Source organism: Pseudomonas sp. AC016 (assembly GCF_979253365.1).
In genome coordinates, this window is sequence record NZ_CEEDCC010000001.1 from 1,145,819 (window position 1) to 1,168,947 (window position 23,129).

Genomic DNA, 23,129 nt, shown 5'->3' on the forward strand with positions numbered 1-23,129 from the left:
TCCTTGCTGAATGGGGCTGACCGTGTGGCGCGGCCGTCTCAACAAGAACGAATTGGCGGGGAAATATTTAGAAAGGTTTTGAGGGTATTGGCAGGATGCTCCGGTGCGTCTTGCAGATCGGACGCGGAGCGTCCTGGGAGGCATTCCCACGCGGAGCGTGAGGAACGATCAGTAACATACACTGATCGTGCCCATCGCTCCGCGTGGGCATGCGTCCCGTGACGCTCCGCGTCACACATGGCGCAGACCGAGCGCTCGCTTGAAGTCATCTTCTACGCAGTAGACGAGGAATCTGGCGCTTATTTGTCCGAATGCCCCTGCGCCATGGCCACCACCACTTTGCGCTTGCCGGTGAACGGGGCGCGGGAGTGGGCGGTGAGCATGTTGTCGAGCATCAGCACGTCGTTTTCCAGCCACGGGAAACTCACCGTGCAGTCGTCCAGCACGCCGCGAATCTCGTCAAGCAGGGTCTCCTCGATGGCCGAGCCGTCGCCGTAGTACACGTTGCGCGGCAGGTCTTCCTCGTCCACGACGTCCAGCAGGGTTTCGCGCACTTCCGGTTGCAGGTTGGAAATGTGAAACAGGTGCGCCTGGTTGAACCAGACCGTGTCCTGGGTGACCGGATGGCGCGACACCGCCTGACAAATCTGCCGGGTGCGCAGTTCGCCGTCGTCCTTCCACTCGCACTCGATGGCGTGGGCGCGGCAGTAGGCTTCGACCATGCTTTCATCTTCTGTGTTGAACACCTGACTCCATTCCACATCCAGCCCGTTGCCGTAGTTGCGCACGTACATCAGTTTCTTTTCGATGAAACGGTCACGAATACGCGCCGGAATTCGACGGTAGATCTCCCGGCTGTCAGCAATCGGCGTTTCGCCGCCGGTCTGCGCGGCGATCATGCTGTAGAACCAGATCTTCATCGGCCATTCCAGGGTGTAGGCCTGCTCGTTGTGCAGCGGAATGCTCTGGTGCGCCGGGTATTCGGTGGAGGTGTATACGCCTTTGGTCACGTTGCTGCGCGGCGTGGAACCGAATTCGTAATTGAGCAGCGGATGGCCGAAGCCAGCAGCAAATTCGCGAAACGCTTCAGGGCCGCCCACGTCGAAGCCGCGAAACAGAATGCCCCCGGCGTGATAGAGGTGCTCTGCGACCAGCGGCTTGAATTCGCCCAAGGCTTCCATCAAGTCCAGACCTGGTTCGGGCGCCTGTACCAGCATCGGCAATGTGCCTCCCCCCGCCAGCAATGGCCGGATATCCAAACTCAACGCATGACTCATGATGACTCTCCCTTGATGGCAAAAGCGCCTGATCCCCTGCGGCCGGACGCAACGCCAATGTCCAGATTGAACGTAACCGGCGGGCGGAAAATTAGCCGACGCACGACATTCACCCTCCCCAAATCCTGCTCTGAAACATTTCCTTTCATTTAAGCGCGAGAAAAAACTACATCTTTCGTATTCTCATTCGTCTTTAACTGGATGCAGGGCCTGTCGGTAGAACCGCGCCCGTTTTTCAGATGATGCCCCATAGAGAGCCCATGCCTGCCTGAAGGCCGCTCCATACCGTGAATCGAGACCGTTTACCCATGTCGAAGAAATCCCGCTCGAAAATCTGGTTTCTCGTCCACAGCTGGCTGGCCCTGCCCATCTGGTTCTTCGTGCTGATTGTCTGTGTGACCGGCACCCTGGCTGTGGTCAGCAAGGAAATCATGTGGCTGACGATGCCGGAAATACGTGACAACCCGCCTTCGGACACGGCCGAACGGATGAGTTTCGAGCAGATTCGCGCCACCATCGAGCGTAACGAACCGGACCTGATCGTCGGCACGATCATGCAGCCCGACGGCGACTATTTTGCCCTCAGCGTGTTCGTGACTTACCCCGACGGCCGTTCAGTACCGGCCTACGTCAATCCGTACACCGGGGTGATTCAGGGCCTGACGCCGTCGTTCGATTTCCGCCGCTTCACCCGCGCCCTGCATGGCTGGTGGCTGGTGCCGTTCACCAATGGCTATTCGTGGGGCTGGTATCTGGTCTCCATTCTCGGCCTGCCGCTGCTGGCGTCGCTGGTGACCGGGCTGGTGGTCTACAAAAAATTCTGGAAAGGCTTTTTCAAGCCGCTGCGCTTCAGCCAGGGTCCGCGGATCTTCTGGGGCGACCTGCACCGGCTCAGTGGTGTCTGGTCGATCTGGTTCATTGCCGTCATTTCCATCACCGGCACCTGGTTTCTGATTCAGGCAATCCTCGGTGATAACCAGATCAGTATCTCCAGCCGTTCCCAGGTCGCTTCGATCATTCCTCACAGCGCGGTGCCGCTGACCGCCGATGGCAGCCCTGCGCCGACCATCAGCCTGGAAAAGGCCGTGGAAATCGCCAAGGAGCGCATTCCAGGCCTGGAAGCCAGTTTCATCACACCGCCGTTCAACGCCTACAGCAACCTGCAGGTCGGCGGCCGCAGCTGGTATCCGCTGATGTACCAGACCGCCGAGATCAACCCGTACAGCGGCGAGATCGCCGCCTCTCATCTGCTGTCGGACCGCAACAAGCTGGAGTTCGTGACCGAGTCCATGCGTCCGCTGCACACCGGCGACTTCGGCGGCATCTGGATCAAGCTGATATGGGCGTTCTTCGGGCTGGTGCTGAGCATGATGGTGCTCAGCGGGCTGCTGATCTGGAGCAAGCGCACCGCACTGGCCACGCTCAATGCCTTGAAGCGCGAGATCAGAATCCAACCGATTTCCACCCGGCAAACCCCTCGGCCGCCGCTGGCGACCGGCACCCCGGAGAACAACCTGTGAGCAAGGCCGCTGTCGCGCAACCCGCTTCGTCATTGAGCCGTTTCTGGCACAAATGGCGTTTCCACATCAACGTGCTGCTGATTCTGATTCCACTGGGTTTCATGCCCAAATACTTTGCCGACAACGCGCTGGATCGCGGCGACACGGGCCTTGGGCAGCGTGAAATCGGCGAGTTCAAGGTCGGCCCGTGGAGCCTGCGTCTGGCCGAAGACCGCAACGAAGCGCCGCGGCTGTCCGGTGCGTCGGGCTACATGAAAAGCTTCAACGCCGCGCTGTGCAACGCCTGCATCGACCGGGTCAAGGCGACTTACCTGCGCATCGGCAAGCCCCGCAGCCTGCGCACCGCCGGGGTAATTTTCTTCGGCGGCGGCTATCGCATGGGCGCCTTCATGCAGATCCCGGAAACCACCAGCCCCGACTCGGAACTGTGGATCACCATGGAAGGCTGGGACGGTTCCGTGCATCAAACCTCCATTCCCCTGCAACAGGCCTCGCCCACCACCGTGGCCTGGCTGAAAAAACAAGGAGCCAAACCATGAATGCCCGCTTCTCCCCGCGGCGGCTGACGGCCGCTGCGCTCTGCCTGATCGGCCTTGGCCTGAGCGCCAACGTGCAGGCCCATAACCCGATGTGTGAGTGCAAACAGATCGACAATGAACAGATCCGCTGCACCGGCGGCTTCTCCGATGGCAGCGGCGCGCCGGGTGTGACCCTGGATGTGATCGGCTATGACGAGACCATTCTGGTGCCCGGCAAGCTGGGTGAGGATTCCACCGTCACCTTCAAGCGCCCCGCTTCGGAGTTCTATGTGCTGTTCGATGCCGGTCCCGGCCATGTCGTGGAGATCGACCAAGCGGACATCCCGACCCCATGAGTGCGCCGACCCGACAGATCGTACGGCCGGCCGGTGCCGGGCATGAAACCCTCTACGTCCTCCTGTTGTGTCTGGTGATTCTGTCGGCTGCCGCTGGCGTCGTCAGCCTGCATGGCGAACGTCAGGACGACCATAGCGTCGCCAGCCATCAGCTTGATGCCCGCCGCGACCTGACCGCCGCCGAACAGGGCATCTACGCCGACCTGCGCGTGACACTGGATGAGATCCGCCTGCTGACTCAGGAGCAATCAACGCCGGTCACGCCGCAGCAACTGGGCGAGGAAGGTTTTGCGCCGTTCGCTGAAGACGCAAGTTCCGTGAGCCGTGGCGCCCATGCGTGGCAGATGCTGGAGCAGTCTTATCTGGGGCTGAGCCAGACGCCGACGGTGGCGGGCTCGTTCCTGATGCGGGTGGGCACCTCGTCTGACGCTCAGGCCGACATCTGGATCAACCGCAAGGCCACGGCGGCACCGGCCGACCTCAGTGACAAGACCCTGATCGGCGCAGGCTGGCAGCAGGTTGTCGCGCAATTCGACGCTGGTGTCACTCGCCAGCATCAGCACTGAAATCATCAGAGAAGATCGCTCGCCCATGCCTAATTTTTTCAAACGCCGCCCCTTGCTGCGTGTTCTGCTGATCGGCCTGTGTGCCACGCTGATGGCGCCGCTGAGCCATGCCGCCGATCAGGCCAAGCGCCTGCGCATCGGCATCACCCTGCACCCGTATTACAGCTACGTGGCCAATATCGTCGGCGACAAGGCCGAGGTCGTGCCGCTGATTCCAGCGGGTTTCAATCCCCACGCCTATGAGCCTCGCGCCGAGGACATCAAGCGCATCGGTTCGCTCGACGTTGTCGTGCTCAATGGCGTCGGCCATGACGACTTTGCCGACCGCATGATCGCCGCCAGCGAAAAGCCGGACATCAAGACCATCGAAGCCAACGCCGACGTGCCGCTGCTGGCTGCCACCGGTGTTGCTGCACGCGGCGCGGGCAAGGTGGTCAACCCGCACACCTTCCTGTCGATCAGCGCATCCATCGCACAGGTCAACAACATCGCCCGCGAACTGGGCAAGCTCGACCCGGACAACGCCAAGACCTATACCGCCAACGCCCGCGCCTACGGCAAGCGCCTGCGGCAGATGCGTGCCGACGCCCTGGCCAAGCTGACCAAGGCGCCCAACGCCGACCTGCGTGTGGCAACGGTGCATGCCGCCTACGATTACCTGCTGCGCGAGTTCGGCCTTGAAGTTACGGCAGTGGTGGAACCGGCCCATGGCATCGAGCCGAGCCCGAGCCAGTTGAAGAAAACCATCGATCAATTGCGTGAGCTGGACGTGAAGGTGATCTTTTCGGAAATGGATTTCCCGTCCACCTACGTCGATACCATCCAGCGTGAGTCCGGGGTCAAGCTGTACCCGCTGTCGCACATTTCCTACGGCGAATACAGCGCCGACAAGTACGAAAAGGAAATGGCCGGCAACCTCGACACCGTGGTTCGGGCGATTCAGGAGGCAGGCGCATGACGGTTGCGCAAAACCTTGAGATTACCCATCAGGGGCCTGGCATTGAATTCAGCGACGTGAGCCTGACGCTGGGCCGCACTACGATTCTTGATCGCATCACCTTCAACGTGCGGGCAGGCAGCGTGCATGCACTGGTCGGCCCCAACGGCGGCGGCAAGAGTTCGCTGATCAAGACCCTGCTTGGCCAGACCCCGCATCAGGGCCAGCTCAGCCTGCAATGGCCCGGCTCGCCCGGCCTGATCGGCTATGTGCCACAGGCGCTGGAATTCGACCGCGGCCTGCCGATGACTGTCGACGATTTCATGGCCGCCATGTGCCAGCGACGCCCTGCCTTTCTGGGCTTGTCGAAGCACTACGCTGCGGCCATCGGCGAAGCACTGGAGCGGGTCGGCATGCAGGACAAGCGCAAACGCCGCATGGGCGCGCTGTCGGGCGGCGAACGCCAGCGCGTGCTGCTGGCGCAGGGCCTGATTCCGGCTCCGCAGCTGCTGGTGCTGGATGAACCGATGTCGGCGCTGGATGAAGCCGGTATTCAGGTCTTCGAACGCCTGCTGGGCGACTGGCGCAGAGCCGGTATCACGGTGTTGTGGATCGAGCACGATCTGGAAGCCGTGAAGCGTCTCGCCGATCAGGTGACCGGACTCAATCGCCGGGTGTTGTTCGATGAATCTGCACAGACAGCGCTCACGCCGGAACGGCTGCTGACCCTGTTTTCGGCGCACCCGCGTGCGGCAGACATCACGAACGGGAGCGCCGCGTGATGGATTACGAGAGCTTTCGACTGTTCATTCAAGGCTTGGCGTCGTCCGGCTATCTGCCTGAAGCGCTGGCCTACGGCTTCGTGGTCAATGCCTTGCTTGCCGGGTTGCTGATCGGTCCGGTGCTGGGTGGTCTGGGCACGCTGGTGGTGGTCAAGCGCTTCGCGTTCTTCTCCGAAGCGGTAGGCCATGCGGCGTTGACGGGCGTGGCCATCGGCATCCTGCTCGGCGAGCCTTACACCGGCCCATATGGCAGTTTGTTCGGCTACTGCCTGCTGTTCGGCATCGTGCTCAATTACCTGCGCAACCGCACCGGCCTAGCGCCCGACACGCTGATCGGCGTGTTCCTGTCGGTGTCGCTGGCGCTGGGTGCGAGCCTGCTGCTGGTGCTGGCAGGCAAGATCAACGTGCACATCCTGGAAAACGTGCTGTTTGGCTCGGTACTGACCGTCAACGGCAATGACCTGCTGGTGCTGCTGATCGTCGGCTCGCTGGTCATGGGCCTGAGCCTGCCGCTGTACAACCGCATCATGCTGGCCAGCTTCAATCCGCAGCTGGCCGCTGTGCGTGGCGTGGCGGTGAAGACGCTGGATTACCTGTTCGTGATTCTGGTGACGCTGATCACTGTGGCGGCGGTGAAGGTCATCGGCGCGATTCTGGTCGGCGCGCTGTTGGTGATTCCCGCTGCTGCTGCGCGTCTGCTGAGCCAGTCGCTGAAGGGGTTCTTCTGGATCTCGGTGGCGATTGCGACCGTCAGCACCCTGTGCGGCATTCTGCTGCCCATCGTCTTCGACCTGCCTGTACCTTCCGGCGCAGCGATCATTCTGGTGGCCGGCGTCGCGTTCGCCCTGGCCGCCATCGCGCGCGGCACGGTGCCCAGCCTCAAAGGAAATATCGGATAAATGTTCACTCTGCGACGTATGACCCTCGCGCTGGCCATGACCGGCCTGCTCTGCAATGCCGTCTCTGCGGCTGATGCCACAGCGCAATCCGCCCAGCCGGTGCGCGTGCTCGCCAGCCTGCCGATCACCTATGGTCTGGGGCAGATTCTGCTCAAGGACAGCGACGTAGTGCTGGAGCGGGCTGCAGCAGCCAACCTGCCCGGCTCTCGCCAGACTGCCTACTTCACCGGGCGTGGTGCCGAGGCATTGCGTGGGCTGGCGGTCAAGGCTGATGCGGTGATCGGGCTGCGCTCGATCTGGGCCGATGACCCGCTCTACCCCAACGCGCGCCGCAGCAACATTCGTATCGTTGAAATCGATGCCGCACGCCCGGTGGACGGCAGCCTGCCGGGTATCGCGGTTCAGCCAGGACAAGGTGTCGATGGCCTGAACAGTCAGCCGTGGCTGGCGAGCAACAACATGGGGCGCATGGCCGACGTGATGTCGGCGGATCTGGTGCGACTGGCGCCAGCCGCCAAGCCGAAGATCGAGGGCAATCTGGCAGCGCTCAAGCAGCAACTGCTCAAGCTCAGCGCCAGCAGCGAAGCGAGTCTGGCCAGCGCCGACAACCTGAGCGTGGTGAGCCTGTCGGACCGCTTCGGTTATCTGGTCAGCGGGTTGAATCTGGAGCTGATCGACAGCCAGGCATTGACCGACGAGCAATGGACGCCTGAAGCGGTGCAGAAGCTGGCGAAGACTCTCAAGGACAACGACGTAGCCCTGGTGCTCGACCACCGCCAGCCCCCCGAGCCGGTCAAGGCCGCGATTGCCGAGGCAGGCAGCAAGTTGCTGGTACTGGGAATCGATGGCGCTGATCCGCTGGCTGAATTGCAGGGGGATATCGAGCAGATTATCGGGGCGTTGAAGTGATACTGATTGGGCGCAGTCGCGCTCATTGATATCACCCTGATCGTTGGCGTCGCCAGACCCAATGGGACGCAGAGCGTCCCGGGCTGAATGCATACCCCGTGGTCGCAGCAAGACTCGGGCATAACGCTGAGCACAAGCATGGGCATGATCGGCGTGCTTGAGATCACGCTGATCGTTCCTACGCTCGCGTGGGAATGCCTCCCAGGACGCTCCGCGTCCGCTCTTGAACGTGGCGCAGATGCGTGGACAAGCTCCAGCGTTATCCACGTCATGCGCTCGGCTCACTGAATCCGCAATCTGTGCCATTTGTGACGCGGAGCGTCACGGAATGCATGCCCACGCGGAGCGATGGGCACGATCAGTGTTGAGGCGGAATTGTGTATAACGACGAGCGCGGAGCATGGGCACGATCATTGATCTGAGTTGATCTGAGTTGATCAGTGGCTCGCCGCTGTCTGCGCGTCCATCTTCTGGCGCAGGCTCAGAGGACGCATGTCGGTCCAGACTTCTTCGATGTAGGCCAGGCATTCTTTCTTGAAGCCGCTCTTGCCCACGGTGCGCCAGCCGTTGGGGATGGCTTTGTAGTCGGGCCAGATCGAATACTGTTCTTCGTGGTTGACCACCACTTGAAAGACGATGTCTTCCCGGTCGAATACTGAAGTCATTGTTGCTCTCCATGAGGGTTCAGCGCCGCCGTGCCAATTCATGGCGGCTATAGGGATTGAACGTATCGCTACGTCGAAAAATTAAAGCTGAGCGACCGCGGCGTTCAGCGCGCGGCCGAAGATGCCGGCGACTTCGTCGATCTGTTCGGCGGTGATGACCAGTGGCGGCAGGAAGCGCACGACGCTGCCGTGCCGACCACCCAGTTCCAGAATCAGCCCGCGCTTGAGGCATTCACGCTGGATCAGCGGCGCCAGGCGCGCAAACACCGGCGGATGACCCTGAACATCACGCGCACCGGCCGGGTTAACCAGCTCAACGCCAAGCATCAAGCCACGTCCGCGAATATCGCCCAGTTGCGGGAAATCACGCTGCAGCTCGCGCAGGTGCGCAACCAGTCGTGCGCCCATCGCGGTCGCGTGCTCGCAAATGTTGTGATCCTTCAGATAACGCATCACCGCAGAGCCGGTGGCCATGGCCATCTGGTTGCCACGGAAAGTCCCGGCATGCGCGCCCGGCAGCCAGGTGTCGAGCCACTGGCGATAGACAACGACCGCCAGCGGCAGGCTGCCACCGATGGCCTTGGACATCACCACCACGTCCGGAATGATTCCGGCGTGCTCGAAGGCAAACATCTTGCCGGTGCGGGCAAAACCGCTCTGGATTTCGTCGACGATCAACGCCACGCCTGCCTTCTCGGTGATGCGACGCACGCCACGCAGCCAGTCGAGGTCAGCCGGAATCACCCCGCCCTCGCCCTGCACCACTTCGACAATCACCGCTGCAGGCAGTTGTACACCGGCTTCCGGGTCGTTGAGCAAGTTTTCCAGGTAATGCAGGTTGGCTTTCACGCCCTGCGCGCCGCCCAGCCCGAACGGGCAGCGGTAATCGTAGGGATACGGCAGAAACTGCACACCTGCGCTGAGCAGCGCACCCAGCGGCTGCTTCGGACCCAGGCTGCCCATCAGGCTCAGCGCGCCCTGGCTCATGCCGTGGTAACCACCCTGAAAGGACAGCACGGTGCTGCGTCCAGTCGCCGTGCGCACCAGTTTCAGCGCTGCTTCCACCGCGTCAGTGCCGGTCGGACCGCAGAATTGAATCTTCGCTTCACGAGCCAGTTCTTCGGGCAGCAGACCGAACAGGTCCTGCACGAACTGATCCTTGACCGGCGTGGTGAGGTCCAGCGTGTGTAACGGCAATTCGTCGCTGATGACTTGCTGAATCGCTTCGATCACCACCGGGTGATTGTGACCCAGCGCCAGCGTGCCAGCGCCTGCCAGGCAATCGATGAAACGCCGTCCTTCGACGTCTTCGACATGAATGCCCTTGGCGCGCTTGAGTGCCAGAGGAATGCGCCGCGGGTAGCTGCGGGCGTTGGACTCCTGGCGACTCTGGCGCGCCAGCAAGGGCGACTCGTCGAACTGGTAGAGCGTCTCGACCGGCGCCGGGGCAACCCGTGCCGGTTGATCATCGATAAACCTGGTAGCGACTGACATCTGTGCAACCCTCAATACGCTGTCTGATGAGCGAAACCGTTGTATGACCTTGCTCGACCGGGTAGAGGACCCGGCCGATTCAGGCATTTATTCCTTCCCTTGAAAACGCGCCAGCGACCTGCGGATTTACACCCGGTAACGAGTTTTTCATCCGCTAGGCCGATAGCCCGACGACAGGCCGATCAGAGCCCTTCCAGTTCCGCCATCAGGTCGGCCAGCCGGTCGAATTTCTGCTCGTCGACCTTCTGCCCGCCCAGGCTTTCCAGATGCTGTGCCAGCGCCTGAACCGTGTTGAACTCGAACATTGCCCTTAGCGGCACGTTGCGCTGCAACTGTTTCTGCGCACGGGTCACCACCCGGGTGGCGAGCAGTGAATGGCCGCCCAGTTCGAAGAAGTTGTCGGTGATACCGACCCGCTCCACCTTGAGCACATCGGCCCAGATCGCCGCCAGTTGCTGCTCCATTTCGCTTTGTGGCGCGACGTAATCCTGCTGCGCCAGGCTGACGTCCGGCGCAGGCAGGGCCCTACGGTCCAGCTTGCCGTTCGGGGTCAGCGGCATCTGCTCCAGCAGCACCAGATGCGAGGGCACCATGTAGTCCGGCAAGCTGGCCCTGAGCTGGTTATTCAGGTCGTCACGCAAGGCGTCGGGGTCCTGCACCACGCCGTTGGGCACCAGATAGGCGGCGAGCACCCTGCCCAGCGGACCGTCGATATCCAGCACCACCGATTCGCGAATCGCAGCATGCTCCTGCAAGCGGGTTTCGATCTCGCCCAGTTCGATGCGGTAGCCACGGATCTTGACCTGATGGTCGACCCGACCGACGTATTCCAGCACGCCATCGCTGCGACGGCGTGCCAGATCTCCGGTGCGATACAAGCGCTCGCCCGGCGCACCTAACGGGTTGGGCACGAACACCGGCACGGTGCGCAGCGGATCGCCGACATAACCGCGTCCGACCCCGGTACCCGCCACGCAGAGCTCACCGACGGCGCCCCGCGGCACAAGCTCCAGCGCTTCATCGAGCACATACAAACGGTTGTTGTCGGTCGGCAGGCCGATGGGCAGGTAGGTGCTGCGGGTGGACGCCGCATCGACCCGGAAGAACGCCACGTCGTCCGAACATTCAGCCGGACCGTAGGCATTCACCAGCCCGATATCGGGATAGCGTTGCAGCCACTGGCTGGCCAGTTCCGGCGGCATCGCTTCGCCCGTCGGAAGCATCCAGCGCAGGCCGTCGAGCGTCGCCTGCTCTTCGGCCAACAGCCCGGTGATCAGTGACGGCACGCTTTCCAGCACGCTGATGCCCTGCACCTGAACATGTGTGAGCAGCGCCTGGGGATCGCGAGCGATGTCGTTGGGGACGATATCGACCCGAGCGCCAAACAGCGGCGCAGCGAGGAACTGCCAGACCGAGATATCGAAGCTCTGCGAAGCGGTCTGGGCAATCACATCGGCAGCGCTGAGGTTCAGGTAAGGCACCTTGCTCAGCTGATTGTTGAGCATGCCGCGCTGCTCGACCATCACGCCTTTCGGTTGCCCGGTCGAACCCGAGGTGAAGATCACATAGGCCAGGTTGTCCGGTGCGCTGTAGCGACCCGGATTGTGCTGTGCGGTTTCCTGATGCTGCACGGTTTCCCAGACCAGCAGGTGCGGGCGATTGGCTTCGGGCAGCGCCTCAAGCAAGGCCCTGCCCTGCCCCACACAGTGCTCGGTACACACCAGAACTGGCGTCTGGCTCTGACCGATGATCCCGCTCAGGCGTGGATTCGGCAGCGCCGGGTCCAGCGGCAGGTAACCGGCACCGGCCTTGAAGCTGCCGATAATCATGCCCAACAGCTCAGGCCCGCGCTCGGCCAGCAGCGCAATCGGCTGATCGAACCCGACACCGGCCCTGATCAAGGCATGGCCCAGTCGGTTGGCGGAATGGTTCAAATCGGCATAGCTGGCGCGATGTTCCAGACAGCTGACGGCGATGCGCTCGGGATGCTCGGCAACCTGCGCCTCGAACAACGCCACGTAGCTGCGCTCCAGCGGATAGACGCGCTCGCTCTGGTTACAGCCTTCCAGCAGGAATTCACGTTCCGGTTCGCCGAGCAGCGCCAGCTCGACCATGTCGCCGTGGAAGCCTTCGACCAGCGCCAGCAGCAGGCGCTTGAACTCACCGAGCATGCCCTGCACGGTTGATTCGTCGAAGTAACGCTGGTCGTAGGACAGGTGCAGGCCCAGGTCATCGCCGGGGTAGCAGACCGCCGTCAGCGGGTAGTTGGTGTGGGTGCGACCGGAATCGGAGGTGGCGTTCAGGCTTTGGGCACGGTCCAGCACCGAGACTTCCACCGGCGCGTTCTCGAACACAAACAGACTGTCGAACAGTGGCTGGCCCTTGGGCAGCTCGCTGTTTTCCTGAATGGTCACCAGCGGCAGGTATTCGTACTCGCGCAGTTGCATGTTGCTGTCCAGCAACTGACTCAGCCACTGACGCACGCTGCAACGCTGCTCGTCCCCCGGCATGCCGATGCGCAGCGCAATGGTGTTGATGAACAGCCCGACGGTGCGCTGCATCTGCGGCAATTCCACCGGACGGCCTGCCACGGTGACACCGAACACGACGTCGCGATCACCGCTCAGACGTCGCAGGGTCAAGGCCCACGCGGCCTGGGCGAAGGTATTGACGGTCAGTTGGTGCTGCTGCGCCAGTTCACGCAGCCGTGCGCCGTCCGCGACATCGAGACGGGTGTAGCAGTCGCCGACCACCATACCGCCGCTCTCGCCCGCGTGTTCACGCAGGAACGGACGGTCGCTCGGAATCGGCGTTGGCCGTTCGAAGCCCGCCAGATTCTGACGCCACCAGTCGCGGGCCTGCGTCAGCCCCCGGCGTTGCAGCCAGCCGATGTAGTCGCGATAACGTGGCGCGGGAGCCAATTGCGCGTCACGACCCTCGCCCAGCGCAGTGTAAATATCGAAGAAATCGTTCATCAGCAACGAGCGGCACCAGGCATCGATGAGGATGTGGTGGTTGCTCATCATGAACCAGTAGCGCGCCTCATCCACGCGGATCAGGCGCAGGTGGAACGGCGGTTGACGCAGCAGATCGAACCCGGCCTCACGCTCAGACTTGAGCAGGGCCTGCAGTCGCGGTTCCTGCTGGTCGCTGGCCACGTCGCGCCAGTCCAGGTAATCGATGGGCGTATCGCCCGGTTTGTGAATGACCTGCAACATGGTTTCGCCGATGTCCCAGCAGAACGAGGCCCGCAGCGCTTCATGCCGAGCGATCACAGCCTGCCAGGCTTGCGCGAAACGTTGCGGGTCCAGCGCGCTGTTGATGCGGTAGCGGTCCTGCATGTAATACAGGCCGGTCCCCGGCTCCAGCAGCGTGTGCAGTAGCATGCCTTCCTGCATCGGGGTCAGCGGATAGACGTCTTCGATCCGGGCTGCCGGAACCGGCAACGCGTCCAGCTGCGCCTGATCCATTTCGGCCAGCGGGAAGTCCGACGGCGTCAGACCGCCGCTGCCTTCGGTCAGGCAATGGCTGATCAGCGCCTGCAACTGCTTCAGATAATCCTGCGCCAGGGCTTCAATGACTTCAGGCAGATAACGCTCGGCGCTGAACGTCCAGCGCAGCACCAGTTCGCCGCCGTACACCTGACTGTCGATGCTCAGCTCGTTGGGCAGCGGCGCATGAGGATCATGGGTCGCGCCAGCGGACTCTTCCAACGGCCGGAACAGCGCGTCGTCAGCGAAGCTCTGATCGAACTGGCCCAGGTAGTTGAAGGTGATCGGGGCGACCGGCAACGCCAGCATGGTACTGCGACTGCCCTCATCGGCCAGATAGCGCAGCACCCCGTAACCCAGCCCCTTGTGCGGCACCTGACGCAGCTGCTCCTTGATGGCCTTGATGGACTCACCCGGTTCGGCATGGTCGAGCGCAGGGGTCAGGCGCAACGGATAGGCGCTGGTGAACCAGCCGACGGTGCGGGTCAGGTCGATGTCATCGAACAGGGTTTCGCGGCCGTGGCCTTCGAGCTGGATCAAGGTCGAGGCTTGCCCGCTCCATTGGCATACCACTAGCGCCAATGCGGTCAGCAGCAAGTCGTTGACCTGGGTCCGGTAGGCGCTCGGCGCCTGTTGCAGCAGATGCCGGGTGCTACTGGAGTCCAATCGCACGCTGAGGGTTCGGGCGTGACGATTCTGCTGACCGCCCTGCGGGGCATGGCACGGCAGCGCGGCGGTCGGACCGCTGAGCTGGCGTTGCCACCATTGAAGCTCTTCACGCAACGACTCGCTGCCGGCATAGGCCTGCAAGCGACTCGCCCAGTCCCGGAAGGCACTGGTCTTGGCCGGCAAACGAACCGGCAGGGTTTCACTGAGCTGCCGATAAGACGTCTGCACATCGTCAAGCAGCACACGCCAGGACACACCATCGACCACCAGGTGATGAATGACCATCAGCAGACGTTGCTGATCCTGCGGTCCATCCACCAGCACGGCACGCAACAGCGGACCGTTCTGCAGATCAAGGCTGCGCTGGGCCTGCTCGAACAGCGCGGCGCATTCGTCCATCTGCGCCACCTGCACGTGGATCAGCAGCGCGTCTTGCGTGACGACTGCGCGATGCTCAGCGCTCCAGCGACCGTTCTGTTCCAGGAACCTGAGCCTGAGTGCGTCATGCTGATCAAGCACGGCCTGCAGCGCGAGTTCCAGCGTCTGCGCGTTCAAGCGGGCGACAGGCTCCAGCACCAGCGCCTGATTCCAGTGCTGACGCTCTGGAATCGGCGTGTCGAAGAACCAGTGCTGAATCGGCGTGAAGCCCGATTCGCCGCTCACCCGGCCCTGTTCGGCCTTGATCAACTGCTGAGTCGTCGCTACGGCAGCAAGGGTATATACGGTCTGATGCTGAAACAGATCACGTGGTGTGAAATGAATGCCCGCCTGACGCGCCCGACTGACCACCTGAATCGACAGAATCGAATCGCCGCCCAGCTCGAAGAAGTTGTCGTCGAGCCCGACCTGCGCCACGTTCAGCACTGCGCACCAGATCGCCGCCAGTTGCTGCTCGAGGTCGCTGACCGGCGCCACATAGTGCTGGCGATTGAGCTCGGGGTCCGGCGCAGGCAAGGCCCGTCGGTCGAGCTTGCCGTTGGCGGTCAGCGGCATACTGTCCAGCAGAATCAGGTGCGCAGGCACCATATAATCCGGCAGTTGCGCCTTGAGGTGCGCTTTTAGCGAGTCACGCAGATGCGCCTGTTGCCCGGCATCCTGCTCGGCCACGTCAGTGACCAGATAACCTGCCAATTGCTTGCCTGACGGCGTATCCAGGGCCAGCACCACGGCCTCGCGAACGCGCCCGTGTTCCAGCAGACGGGTTTCGATTTCGCCCAGCTCGATACGGAAGCCGCGAATTTTCACCTGATGGTCGATTCGGCCCATGTATTCCACAAGCCCATCGGCACGCTGGCGCACCAGATCGCCGGTGCGGTACAGACGCCCGCCCTGCCCGCTGAACGGATCGGCCACGAAGCGCTCTGCGGTCATGCCCGGACGCTGGTGATACCCCTGCGCCAGACCCGGTCCGCCGATGTACAACTCGCCACTCGCGCCCTGCGGCACCAGAGCCAGGTCGGCATCGAGGATGTAGGCGACTCGCGCGCCCACCACCTGACCAATCGGCACGCTGGCCTCGCCTTCCGGCAATTGCTGCGGGGCCAGACTGGCCAGCGGCATGACCACGGTTTCCGTCGGGCCGTAGGCATTGAAAAACAGCTCCGGCTGGAACACCGCACGAATGCGATGCAGGTGCTCGCCAGTCAGTGCTTCGCCGCCGGTGATGCACATGCGCACCGGCAGTGTCTGGCCCTGTGTCGCCAGCCATTGCGCCAGCTGGCTGCCGTAGCTCGGGGTGAAACCGAGAATATTGACCTGTTGCTCACGGATCAGGCAGCAGATTTCTTCGGCGTCCCACTGCCCCTGCGCCCGCAAAACCAAGCGTGCACCTGCAAGCAATGGCACCAGCAGACGCTCGGTGGCCGCATCGAAATTGATCGAATAGAAATGCAGCTCGCAGTCGTCAGGCTGCATGTCGAAGCGGCGGATCACCGCCTGGCAGTGCATGGCGATTTCACCATGGGACACCACCACGCCTTTTGGCTTGCCGGTCGAGCCCGAGGTGTAGATCAGGTACGCCTGATGCTGCGGCAGGCTGAGGAACGGCAATTCGTCGTGCGAGTAACCTTCCAGCAATGGCAGGTCATCCTCCAGACACCAGCGCGCCACGTCATCAGGCAGCTCACCGAGGGCGGCAAACATTGCGCGATCACTCAACAGCAGGCCGACGCCGCTGTCTTCGATCATGTACTGCAAGCGCTCCAGCGGGTATTCCGGATCCAGCGGTACATAGGCGCCACCAGCCTTGAGGATCGCCAGCAGGCCGATCACCATGTGCAACGACCGCTCCAGCGCCAGACCGACACGCACCTGCAGCCCGACACCCCGCTCGCGCAGCACCCGCGCCAGTTGGTTGGCCCGGCTGTCCAGTTCGGCGTAGCTCAGGGTTTCGCCGGCAAAGGTCAGCGCTGGCGCGTTCGAACGCAGGCGGGCCTGCTCGGCAAACAGCTCATGAACGCACTGATCCAGGCGCTGCTCGCCCGCTTCGACGCCCAGACTGTCGAGCAGCTGCTGACGCTCGGCGTCCTGCAACAGCGGCAGTTCGCTGAGGCGTTGCTGCGGATCGGCCAGCAAGGCTTGCAGCAGGTTGAGCCAGTGCTCGGCCATTTTGGCGATGCGCGGCTCGTCGAACAGGTCGGTGCTGTAGGTGAGGCAGCAGCCCAGACGGTGATCCAGTTCGGTGACTTCCAGATTGAGGTCGAACTTGGTCGCCCGCGCATCGTTGACCAGATACTCGACCGTCATCCCGGCCAGCTCACGGCTCTGCTGGAATTCCCAGCGCTGCACATTGCACATCACCTGGAACAGCGGGTTGTAGGCCGCACTGCGCGGCGGTTGCAGGGCTTCGACCAGATGGTCGAACGGCAGGTCCTGATGCGACTGGCCCTCTATGACGGTATGCCGAACCTGCTCGAACAACTGCGCCACGCTCATCTGCCCGTCGAGCTGCACACGCAGCACCTGGGTGTTGAGGAACGCGCCGATCAGGCCTTCGCTTTCCGGGCGAATCCGATTGGCCACCGGCGCGCCGATGCGCAGGTCGGTCTGGCCGCTGTAACGGTAGAGCAGCACCGCCAGCGTGGCGGTCATCGTCATGAACAGGGTCAGGCCGTTCTGTGCGTTGAAAGCGCGAACCCGGGCGGCCAGATCGGCTTGCAGATCAAAACGGTACAACTCGCCCTGATGGCTCTGCACCGGCGGACGCGGACGATCGCTTGGCAGCTCCAGCAAGGGGTGCTCGTTGCCCAGTTGCGCGGTCCAGTAATCCAGTTGGCGCTGACGCTCGCCCGCTTCCATCCACTGGCGCTGCCAGACGCTGTAATCCAGATACTGCACCGCCAGCGGTTCCAGCGGCGACGCCTTGCCCTCAAGAAAAGCTTCGTACAGCAGCCCCAGTTCGCGAGCGAAAATGTCCATCGCCCAGCCTTCGGTGACGATGTGGTGCAGGGTCAGGACGAAGTAATGTTCCAGCTCGCCTGCCCGGACCAGACAGGCACGCAGCAGCGGTCCGGTTTCCAGATCAAACGGCTGATGCGCTTCGCTGTCGGCCAATACCTGAAGCCGCTGCTGGCGAACCTCGACAGGCAGCGCGGAAATGTCTTCCCAGCGCATCTGTAGACCGGTGTGCTCCGAGACTTTCTGATACGCCACGCCATCGATGCTGGGAAAGGTAGTGCGCAGGGTTTCGTGGCGCAGGATCAGCGCTTGCAGCGCCGCGTCGAAACGCTCGATGTTCAGCACCCCGTTCAGGCGAGCCATGCCGCCCACGTTGTAGGCCGGGCTGTCCGGCTCCATCTGCCAGAGGAACCACATGCGTTGCTGCGAGTAGGACAACGGCACCGGCTGACTGCGGTCGACGCGGGCAATCGGTTGCAGGCTGCCGCGTACGCCGGACGCCTGAATGCTCGCGACCTGCTCGGCGAACGCACCCAGTTCGCTGGCTTCGAACAGCGTGCGCAGCGGTAGGTCGATGTCGCAGGCCTGACGCACGCGGGAGATGATTTGGGTGGCTAGCAAGGAATGGCCGCCCAGCGTGAAGAAGTCATCACGCAAGCCGACACGCGGCACACCCAGCACTTCACGCCAGATGGCGGCGATCTGCTTTTGCAGCGCCGACTGCGGCTCGACGTGCTCGCGGGTCTGCCATTGCGGTTCGGGCAAGGCGCGACGGTCGAGCTTGCCGCTTGGGCTGAGGGGCATGCTGTCCAGGCGCACGAATTGCGTCGGGACCATGTAATCCGGCAGTTCCAGCGCCAGGGCGGACTTGATGCGCTCTGCCTGTTCAGCTTCGCTTTCGCCCTCGAGCGCTCCGGTGTAGTAGCCGATCAGTTGCGGACCGGCGACCGTTTCGCGCACCAGTGCCGCCGCATGGCCAACTCCCGATTGAGCCAGCAGACGCGCTTCGATTTCCTGCGGTTCGACCCGGAAGCCACGCAGCTTGACCTGCTGATCGAGACGCCCCAGGTATTCCAGCGCGCCATCACTGCCCCAGCGCACCCGATCGCCGGTGCGATACAGCCGCTCACCCGCCTGGCCCAGCGGATCGGCCACGAAACGTTCGGCTGTCAGTACCGGACGCCCCAGATAGCCTCGTGCCAGACCGATGCCGCCAATGCACAGCTCACCCGCGACGCCTTGCGGCACCGGATTCAATTCATTATCTAGTACCCGACACAGCACGTTGCCCAGCGGGCGGCCAATCGGCGAGCGCTCGCCGTCCGCCTCCTGGCAATACCAATGGGTGACGTTGATCGCGGTTTCGGTCGGGCCATAGCGGTTGTGCAACTGCACGTTCGGCAGTTGCTCCAGCACCCGGTTACGCAGCTCACTCGGCAGCGCTTCACCCCCCGAAAACAGACGACGCAGGCTGTTGCACTGCCGGGTAAGCGGTTCGTCGATGAACACCTGCAACAGCGGCGGCACGAAGTGCAGCGTAGTGACGCCGTAATCCCTGACCAGTTGCGCGATACGATGCGGATCGCGGTGTTCGCCGGGACCGGCCAGCAGCAATCGGGAACCGGTGATCAGCGGCCAGAAACACTCCCATACCGATACGTCGAAACTGATTGGCGCTTTCTGCATCAGCACGTCGCTGTCATCCAGCGCGTAGGTCGCCTGCATCCATTGCAGGCGCTCGGCCAGCGCTGCGTGGGTGTTGCCAACACCCTTGGGTTGCCCGGTGGAGCCCGATGTGTAAATCACGTACGCAAGGTTATCGCCCTGCAAATGCAGACCTGGCGCACTCACCGGCCAGCTTTCCAGGTTCAGGGTGTCCATCGCGACGGTGCAAACGCCATCGGCGCACGGCAGGTCGCCCAGCAGATGGCTCTGGGTCAACAGCAGTTCGACGCCGCTGTCGTTGAGCATGTAAGCGAGGCGTTCGGTCGGGTAATCCGGGTCCAGCGGCACGTACGCACCACCGGCCTTGAGAATCGCGAGCAGCCCGATCAGCAGTTGTGGCGAACGCTCTGCGGCAATCGCGACTTTGACATCCGGGCCGACGCCCTTGTCGCGCAGGTAATGCGCGAGACGATTGGCCTGGGCATGCAGACTGGCAAAGTCGAGGCTGCCGCCCTCCCACATCAGCGCAATCCGTTCAGGGGTTTGTCGGGCCTGATTGTTGAGCAGCTCAGGCAGCCAACGTGTCGCGGGCACACAGGTCGCACTGCTCCACTGTGCCTGTTGCGCCTGCTCGTCATCGCCGAGCAGTTGCAGATCACCCAGCGCGACCTGCGCCTCCTGGCTGACCTGAGTCAGCACCCGCACATAATGCTGCGCCATGCGCACGATGGTGTCGCGCTCGAACAGCTCGTCGGCGTAATCGAAAGACAGCGTCAGGCGACCGTTTCTGTCTTCCTCGCTGTGCAATTGCAGGTCGAACTTGGCTTCGCGGCTGTGCCATGGCAATTCGTCGGCGAGCAATCCCGGCAAGCGGCGCAAGGCACTCAGGTCACGCTGCTGATGGTTGAACATGACTTGAAACAGACCGTGCTCGCGGGCCTGAGCAAAGGCTTCGACCAGTTGATCAAAGGGCACATCCTGATGCGCCTGAGCGTCCAGCGCCGTCTGACGGGTCTGGGCCAGCAATGCCGAGAATGCCTGGCGCGAATCGAGCTGCGCACGCAACACCAGGGTGTTGATGAAGAAGCCGATCATGCCCTGGGTTTCATGACGCGGACGATTGGCACCGGGCACGCCGATGCGAATGTCGGTGTGTCCGCTGTAGCGATGCAACAGGGTCTGGAAGCTGGCCAGCAACAGCATGAACGGCGTCGATTGCCAGGCTTGCGCCATATTGCGCACGGCGGCGCTCAATTCGACACTCAGGCGCACGCTGTAGCGGTCGGCGCTGTGCTGCTGGCGCGCCGAGCGCGGATGGTCGGTGTTCAACGCGAACACGGGCTGCTCGTCGCCCAGTTGCTGCTTCCAGTACTCAAGCTGGCGCGCAGCCTCGCCACGCGCCAGCCATTCACGCTGCCACTGGCCGTAGTCGGCATAACGCAGCGCCAGCGTTGCCAGTTCAAGCGACTGACCTTGAACAGCCGCCGCATAAAGGCGCGAGAATTCGTCGATCAGCACGTTCAGCGACCAGCCGTCGGCGATGATGTGATGCAGGGTCACCAGCAACAGGTGTTCTTCATCGTCCAGTTGCACCAGCGTTACGCGCAGCAGCGGACCGTTCTGTAAATCGAACGGCTGACGCGCCTGCTCTTCGCGAATCGCCCGCGCCCGGTTTTGACGCTCGTCGCCAGACAGGCCACTGATGTCCAGCACCTGCAACTGAAACTCACCGGCCGGATCGATGCGTTGCAGCGCTACGCCGTCCTGTTCGTAGAAGCGGGTACGCAGTGATTCATGACGCTCGATCAGCCGCTGAAAACTGTCGCGCAGGGCCGAGCGGTCCAGTTCGCCACGCAAGTGCAGACCGCCGGGAATGTTGTAGGCGCTGCTGTGCGGGTCCAGTTGCCAGACAAACCACAGGCGGTTCTGCGCCAGGGATTGCGGCAAGTGCTCGTCACCCGGCAGGCGGGTGATTGCGTTTTCGCTGGGCGCATCGCCTTGTTGTGCGGCCAGTTGCAGCGCTTCGATCTGCGCAACAAAGGCACCCAGGGTCGGCGCTTCGAACAGCAGACGCAGGCTCAGGTCGATGCCCAGCACCTCACGCAGCTTCGCCACCACCTGAGTCGCGGCAATCGAGTTGCCGCCCAGCAGGAAGAAGTGGTCATCCACGCTGATCTGCTCGCGCTGCAACTGCTCGCACCAGACGTCGGCAACTTTGGCCAGCAGCTGCGAACCCGTGGCATGCACCTGCGCCACCTGACTTGCGGTGCTTTCAGGAAACACCGCGTAGCTGTCCAGGCTGCCATCGGCCAGACGCGTGCGGCAGACTGAACGTTGCAGTTTGCCGCTGGAGGTCTTGGGCAGCGCGCCAGGGTTGAGCAGCACGACGACCGTTGGTGCCTCCTGGAACGCATCGGCTACGGCCTGGCGAATGAGCTTGATCAAGGCTTCGGGTGGCAGGGTTTTCTGAACACTGCGACCGACTTCAGCCGCGATGCCGATGCCTTCGATGCCCGCATGAGTCACAGCGAACGCGGCGATACGGCCTTTGCGCACCACATCGACGTCGCGCTCGACGACTTTTTCGATGTCCTGCGGGTAGAGGTTCTGCCCGCGCACGATCAGCATGTCTTTCAAGCGGCCAGTGATATACAGCTCGCCGTGGCGCTGGAAACCCAGATCGCCGGTTCGCAGCCAGGTCTGGCCGTCATGTTCGACGAAGGTCTTTGCCGTCGCTTCAGGGTTGCGCCAGTAACCATGGGCGATACTGGGACCGGTAGCCCAGACTTCACCGACGTGGTTGTCGTCCAGCGCTTGCAAGGTATTCGGGTCTGCGATCAGTACGCCATGCCCCGGCTGACCGGTGCCGCAACTCATCACCGGACTGCCCTCTCCCAGTTCCACGACGTTGCGCGCCAGCGCCGCTTCGTCCAGACGTAATGAAGGAATGCCGTGGCCGCGCTTGCCTCCGGCCACATAGAGCGTGGCCTCGGCCAGCCCGTAGGACGCCATGAAGCTGTCGGGCGTGAAGCCGCAACGGGCGAACTTGTCGGCAAACGCGTCGAGGCTGTCCTGACGGATCGGCTCGGAACCGGAGTACGCAACGCGCCAGCGACTCAGGTCCAGGCGCTCCAGCGCCGACTCGCTGACCCGTGCGCTGCACAGCTGATAGGCGAAATCCGGTCCGCCGCTGATGGTGCCGCCGTACTCGCTGATCGCTTCCAGCCAGCGCAGCGGGCGTGTCAGGAAGTACGCAGGCGCCATCAGTACGCAGGGCACGCCGCTGAAAATCGGCTGCAACAGACCGCCGATCAGGCCCATGTCGTGGTACAGCGGCAGCCAGCTGACGATGACATCGTCGCGATTGAGGTCAATGCCGAAGCCGTGACGGATCAGCATTTCGTTGGCAACCAGGTTGCCGTGGCTCACCTGCACGCCTTTGGGCAAGGCCGTCGAGCCTGAGGTGTACTGCAGAAAGGCGATGTTGTCGGCCTGCAATTCAGGTCCTTGCCAGCCTTCGGCGAGGACGCTGTCCAGCGTGTCCACACAAAGCAGTTGCGGTGCATCGGCAGCCGCCAGTTCGTCCATTTGCAGCAAGGCGGATTTCAGGTCGGAACCGGTCAGCAGCAGACGCGGTTCGGCGTCGGCGATGATCGACAGCAGACGTTCCTGATGATGACGGCGATTGGATTCCGGTGGATAGGCCGGTACGGCAATGACTCCGGCATACAGACAACCGAAGAACGCCGCGACGTAATCCGGCCCGCTGTGAAACAACAGAATCGCGCGATCTCCCGGCACTGCCTCACGCTTCAGGGCGGCAGCGATGGTGCGCGCACGCAGGTCCAGATCACGGTAGGTCAACACCAGGCCCTGGCTGTTTTCGTCGGTGAGAAAACGCAGCGCCAGCTGGTCAGGCGTTTTCGCGGCGCGACGTTGCAGCGCCTGAGCCAGAGTGTCGGGGAGTTCAAAAGCGTCCATGATG

The 23,129-nt window shown here is 62.7% G+C and carries 12 protein-coding genes; 8 read left to right on the forward strand and 4 right to left on the reverse strand.

From position 1 onward, the window contains the following. Positions 1-299 precede the first annotated feature (299 nt). Complete coding sequence (locus AC0IXS_RS04895) at positions 300-1,277, reverse strand: TauD/TfdA family dioxygenase (protein WP_471824005.1); 978 nt, start codon at positions 1,275-1,277, stop codon at positions 300-302. A 308-nt stretch (positions 1,278-1,585) separates the two neighbouring features. On the opposite strand from AC0IXS_RS04895, the gene AC0IXS_RS04900 reads away from it, so the two are divergent. From AC0IXS_RS04900 to AC0IXS_RS04935, 8 genes are read left to right on the forward strand one after another with little or no spacing between them, the layout of a single operon-like run. After that, a complete protein-coding gene (locus AC0IXS_RS04900; protein ID WP_471824007.1) occupies positions 1,586-2,797 on the forward strand; it encodes a PepSY-associated TM helix domain-containing protein in 1,212 nt (403 codons plus the stop codon). Beyond that, positions 2,794-3,336: a hypothetical protein gene (locus AC0IXS_RS04905; RefSeq protein ID WP_057409358.1), complete on the forward strand. Its 543-nt coding sequence runs from the start codon at positions 2,794-2,796 to the stop codon at positions 3,334-3,336. The genes AC0IXS_RS04900 and AC0IXS_RS04905 overlap by 4 nt, the downstream gene beginning before the upstream one ends. Then, the gene (locus tag AC0IXS_RS04910; protein ID WP_122460242.1) at positions 3,333-3,671 is read left to right on the forward strand and encodes a hypothetical protein; all 339 of its coding nucleotides are present in this window, start codon (positions 3,333-3,335) and stop codon (positions 3,669-3,671) included. The genes AC0IXS_RS04905 and AC0IXS_RS04910 overlap by 4 nt, the downstream gene beginning before the upstream one ends. After that, positions 3,668-4,237, forward strand: a complete 570-nt coding sequence (locus AC0IXS_RS04915) for a DUF6162 family protein (RefSeq protein WP_122668490.1) — start codon at positions 3,668-3,670, stop codon at positions 4,235-4,237. The genes AC0IXS_RS04910 and AC0IXS_RS04915 overlap by 4 nt, the downstream gene beginning before the upstream one ends. 25 nt (positions 4,238-4,262) lie before the next feature. Beyond that, a complete protein-coding gene (locus AC0IXS_RS04920) occupies positions 4,263-5,195 on the forward strand; it encodes a metal ABC transporter substrate-binding protein (RefSeq protein WP_057409363.1) in 933 nt (310 codons plus the stop codon). Then, positions 5,192-5,956: a metal ABC transporter ATP-binding protein gene (locus AC0IXS_RS04925; protein WP_057409361.1), complete on the forward strand. Its 765-nt coding sequence runs from the start codon at positions 5,192-5,194 to the stop codon at positions 5,954-5,956. The genes AC0IXS_RS04920 and AC0IXS_RS04925 overlap by 4 nt, the downstream gene beginning before the upstream one ends. Beyond that, complete coding sequence (locus AC0IXS_RS04930) at positions 5,956-6,855, forward strand: metal ABC transporter permease (RefSeq protein WP_004888015.1); 900 nt, start codon at positions 5,956-5,958, stop codon at positions 6,853-6,855. Before AC0IXS_RS04925 ends, AC0IXS_RS04930 begins: the two co-directional genes overlap by 1 nt. After that, complete coding sequence (locus tag AC0IXS_RS04935; RefSeq protein ID WP_057409362.1) at positions 6,856-7,764, forward strand: metal ABC transporter solute-binding protein, Zn/Mn family; 909 nt, start codon at positions 6,856-6,858, stop codon at positions 7,762-7,764. Positions 7,765-8,201: 437 nt separating this feature from the next. Here the strand turns inward: AC0IXS_RS04935 and AC0IXS_RS04940 are convergent, their stop codons facing one another. The 3 genes from AC0IXS_RS04940 to AC0IXS_RS04950 all read right to left on the reverse strand — a co-directional run bounded on the left by AC0IXS_RS04940 (position 8,202) and on the right by AC0IXS_RS04950 (position 23,125). Then, positions 8,202-8,429 carry an MbtH family protein gene (locus AC0IXS_RS04940; RefSeq protein WP_004881201.1) on the reverse strand — a complete coding sequence of 76 codons (228 nt, stop codon included), beginning with the start codon at positions 8,427-8,429 and terminating at the stop codon, positions 8,202-8,204. Between the two features lie 81 nt (positions 8,430-8,510). After that, positions 8,511-9,923, reverse strand: a complete 1,413-nt coding sequence (locus AC0IXS_RS04945; RefSeq protein WP_471824010.1) for a diaminobutyrate--2-oxoglutarate transaminase — start codon at positions 9,921-9,923, stop codon at positions 8,511-8,513. 182 nt (positions 9,924-10,105) lie between these two features. Then, positions 10,106-23,125 carry a non-ribosomal peptide synthetase gene (locus AC0IXS_RS04950; protein ID WP_471824012.1) on the reverse strand — a complete coding sequence of 4,340 codons (13,020 nt, stop codon included), beginning with the start codon at positions 23,123-23,125 and terminating at the stop codon, positions 10,106-10,108. Positions 23,126-23,129 lie beyond the last annotated feature (4 nt).

Coding starts and splice junctions, on each gene's coding strand:
- AC0IXS_RS04895 (WP_471824005.1), bottom strand. CDS start 1,277: ATGAGTCATGCGTTGAGTTTGGATATCCGGCCATTGCTGGCGGGGGGA.
- AC0IXS_RS04900 (WP_471824007.1), top strand. CDS start 1,586: ATGTCGAAGAAATCCCGCTCGAAAATCTGGTTTCTCGTCCACAGCTGG.
- AC0IXS_RS04910 (WP_122460242.1), top strand. CDS start 3,333: ATGAATGCCCGCTTCTCCCCGCGGCGGCTGACGGCCGCTGCGCTCTGC.
- AC0IXS_RS04915 (WP_122668490.1), top strand. CDS start 3,668: ATGAGTGCGCCGACCCGACAGATCGTACGGCCGGCCGGTGCCGGGCAT.
- AC0IXS_RS04920 (WP_057409363.1), top strand. CDS start 4,263: ATGCCTAATTTTTTCAAACGCCGCCCCTTGCTGCGTGTTCTGCTGATC.
- AC0IXS_RS04925 (WP_057409361.1), top strand. CDS start 5,192: ATGACGGTTGCGCAAAACCTTGAGATTACCCATCAGGGGCCTGGCATT.
- AC0IXS_RS04930 (WP_004888015.1), top strand. CDS start 5,956: ATGGATTACGAGAGCTTTCGACTGTTCATTCAAGGCTTGGCGTCGTCC.
- AC0IXS_RS04935 (WP_057409362.1), top strand. CDS start 6,856: ATGTTCACTCTGCGACGTATGACCCTCGCGCTGGCCATGACCGGCCTG.
- AC0IXS_RS04940 (WP_004881201.1), bottom strand. CDS start 8,429: ATGACTTCAGTATTCGACCGGGAAGACATCGTCTTTCAAGTGGTGGTC.
- AC0IXS_RS04945 (WP_471824010.1), bottom strand. CDS start 9,923: ATGTCAGTCGCTACCAGGTTTATCGATGATCAACCGGCACGGGTTGCC.
- AC0IXS_RS04950 (WP_471824012.1), bottom strand. CDS start 23,125: ATGGACGCTTTTGAACTCCCCGACACTCTGGCTCAGGCGCTGCAACGT.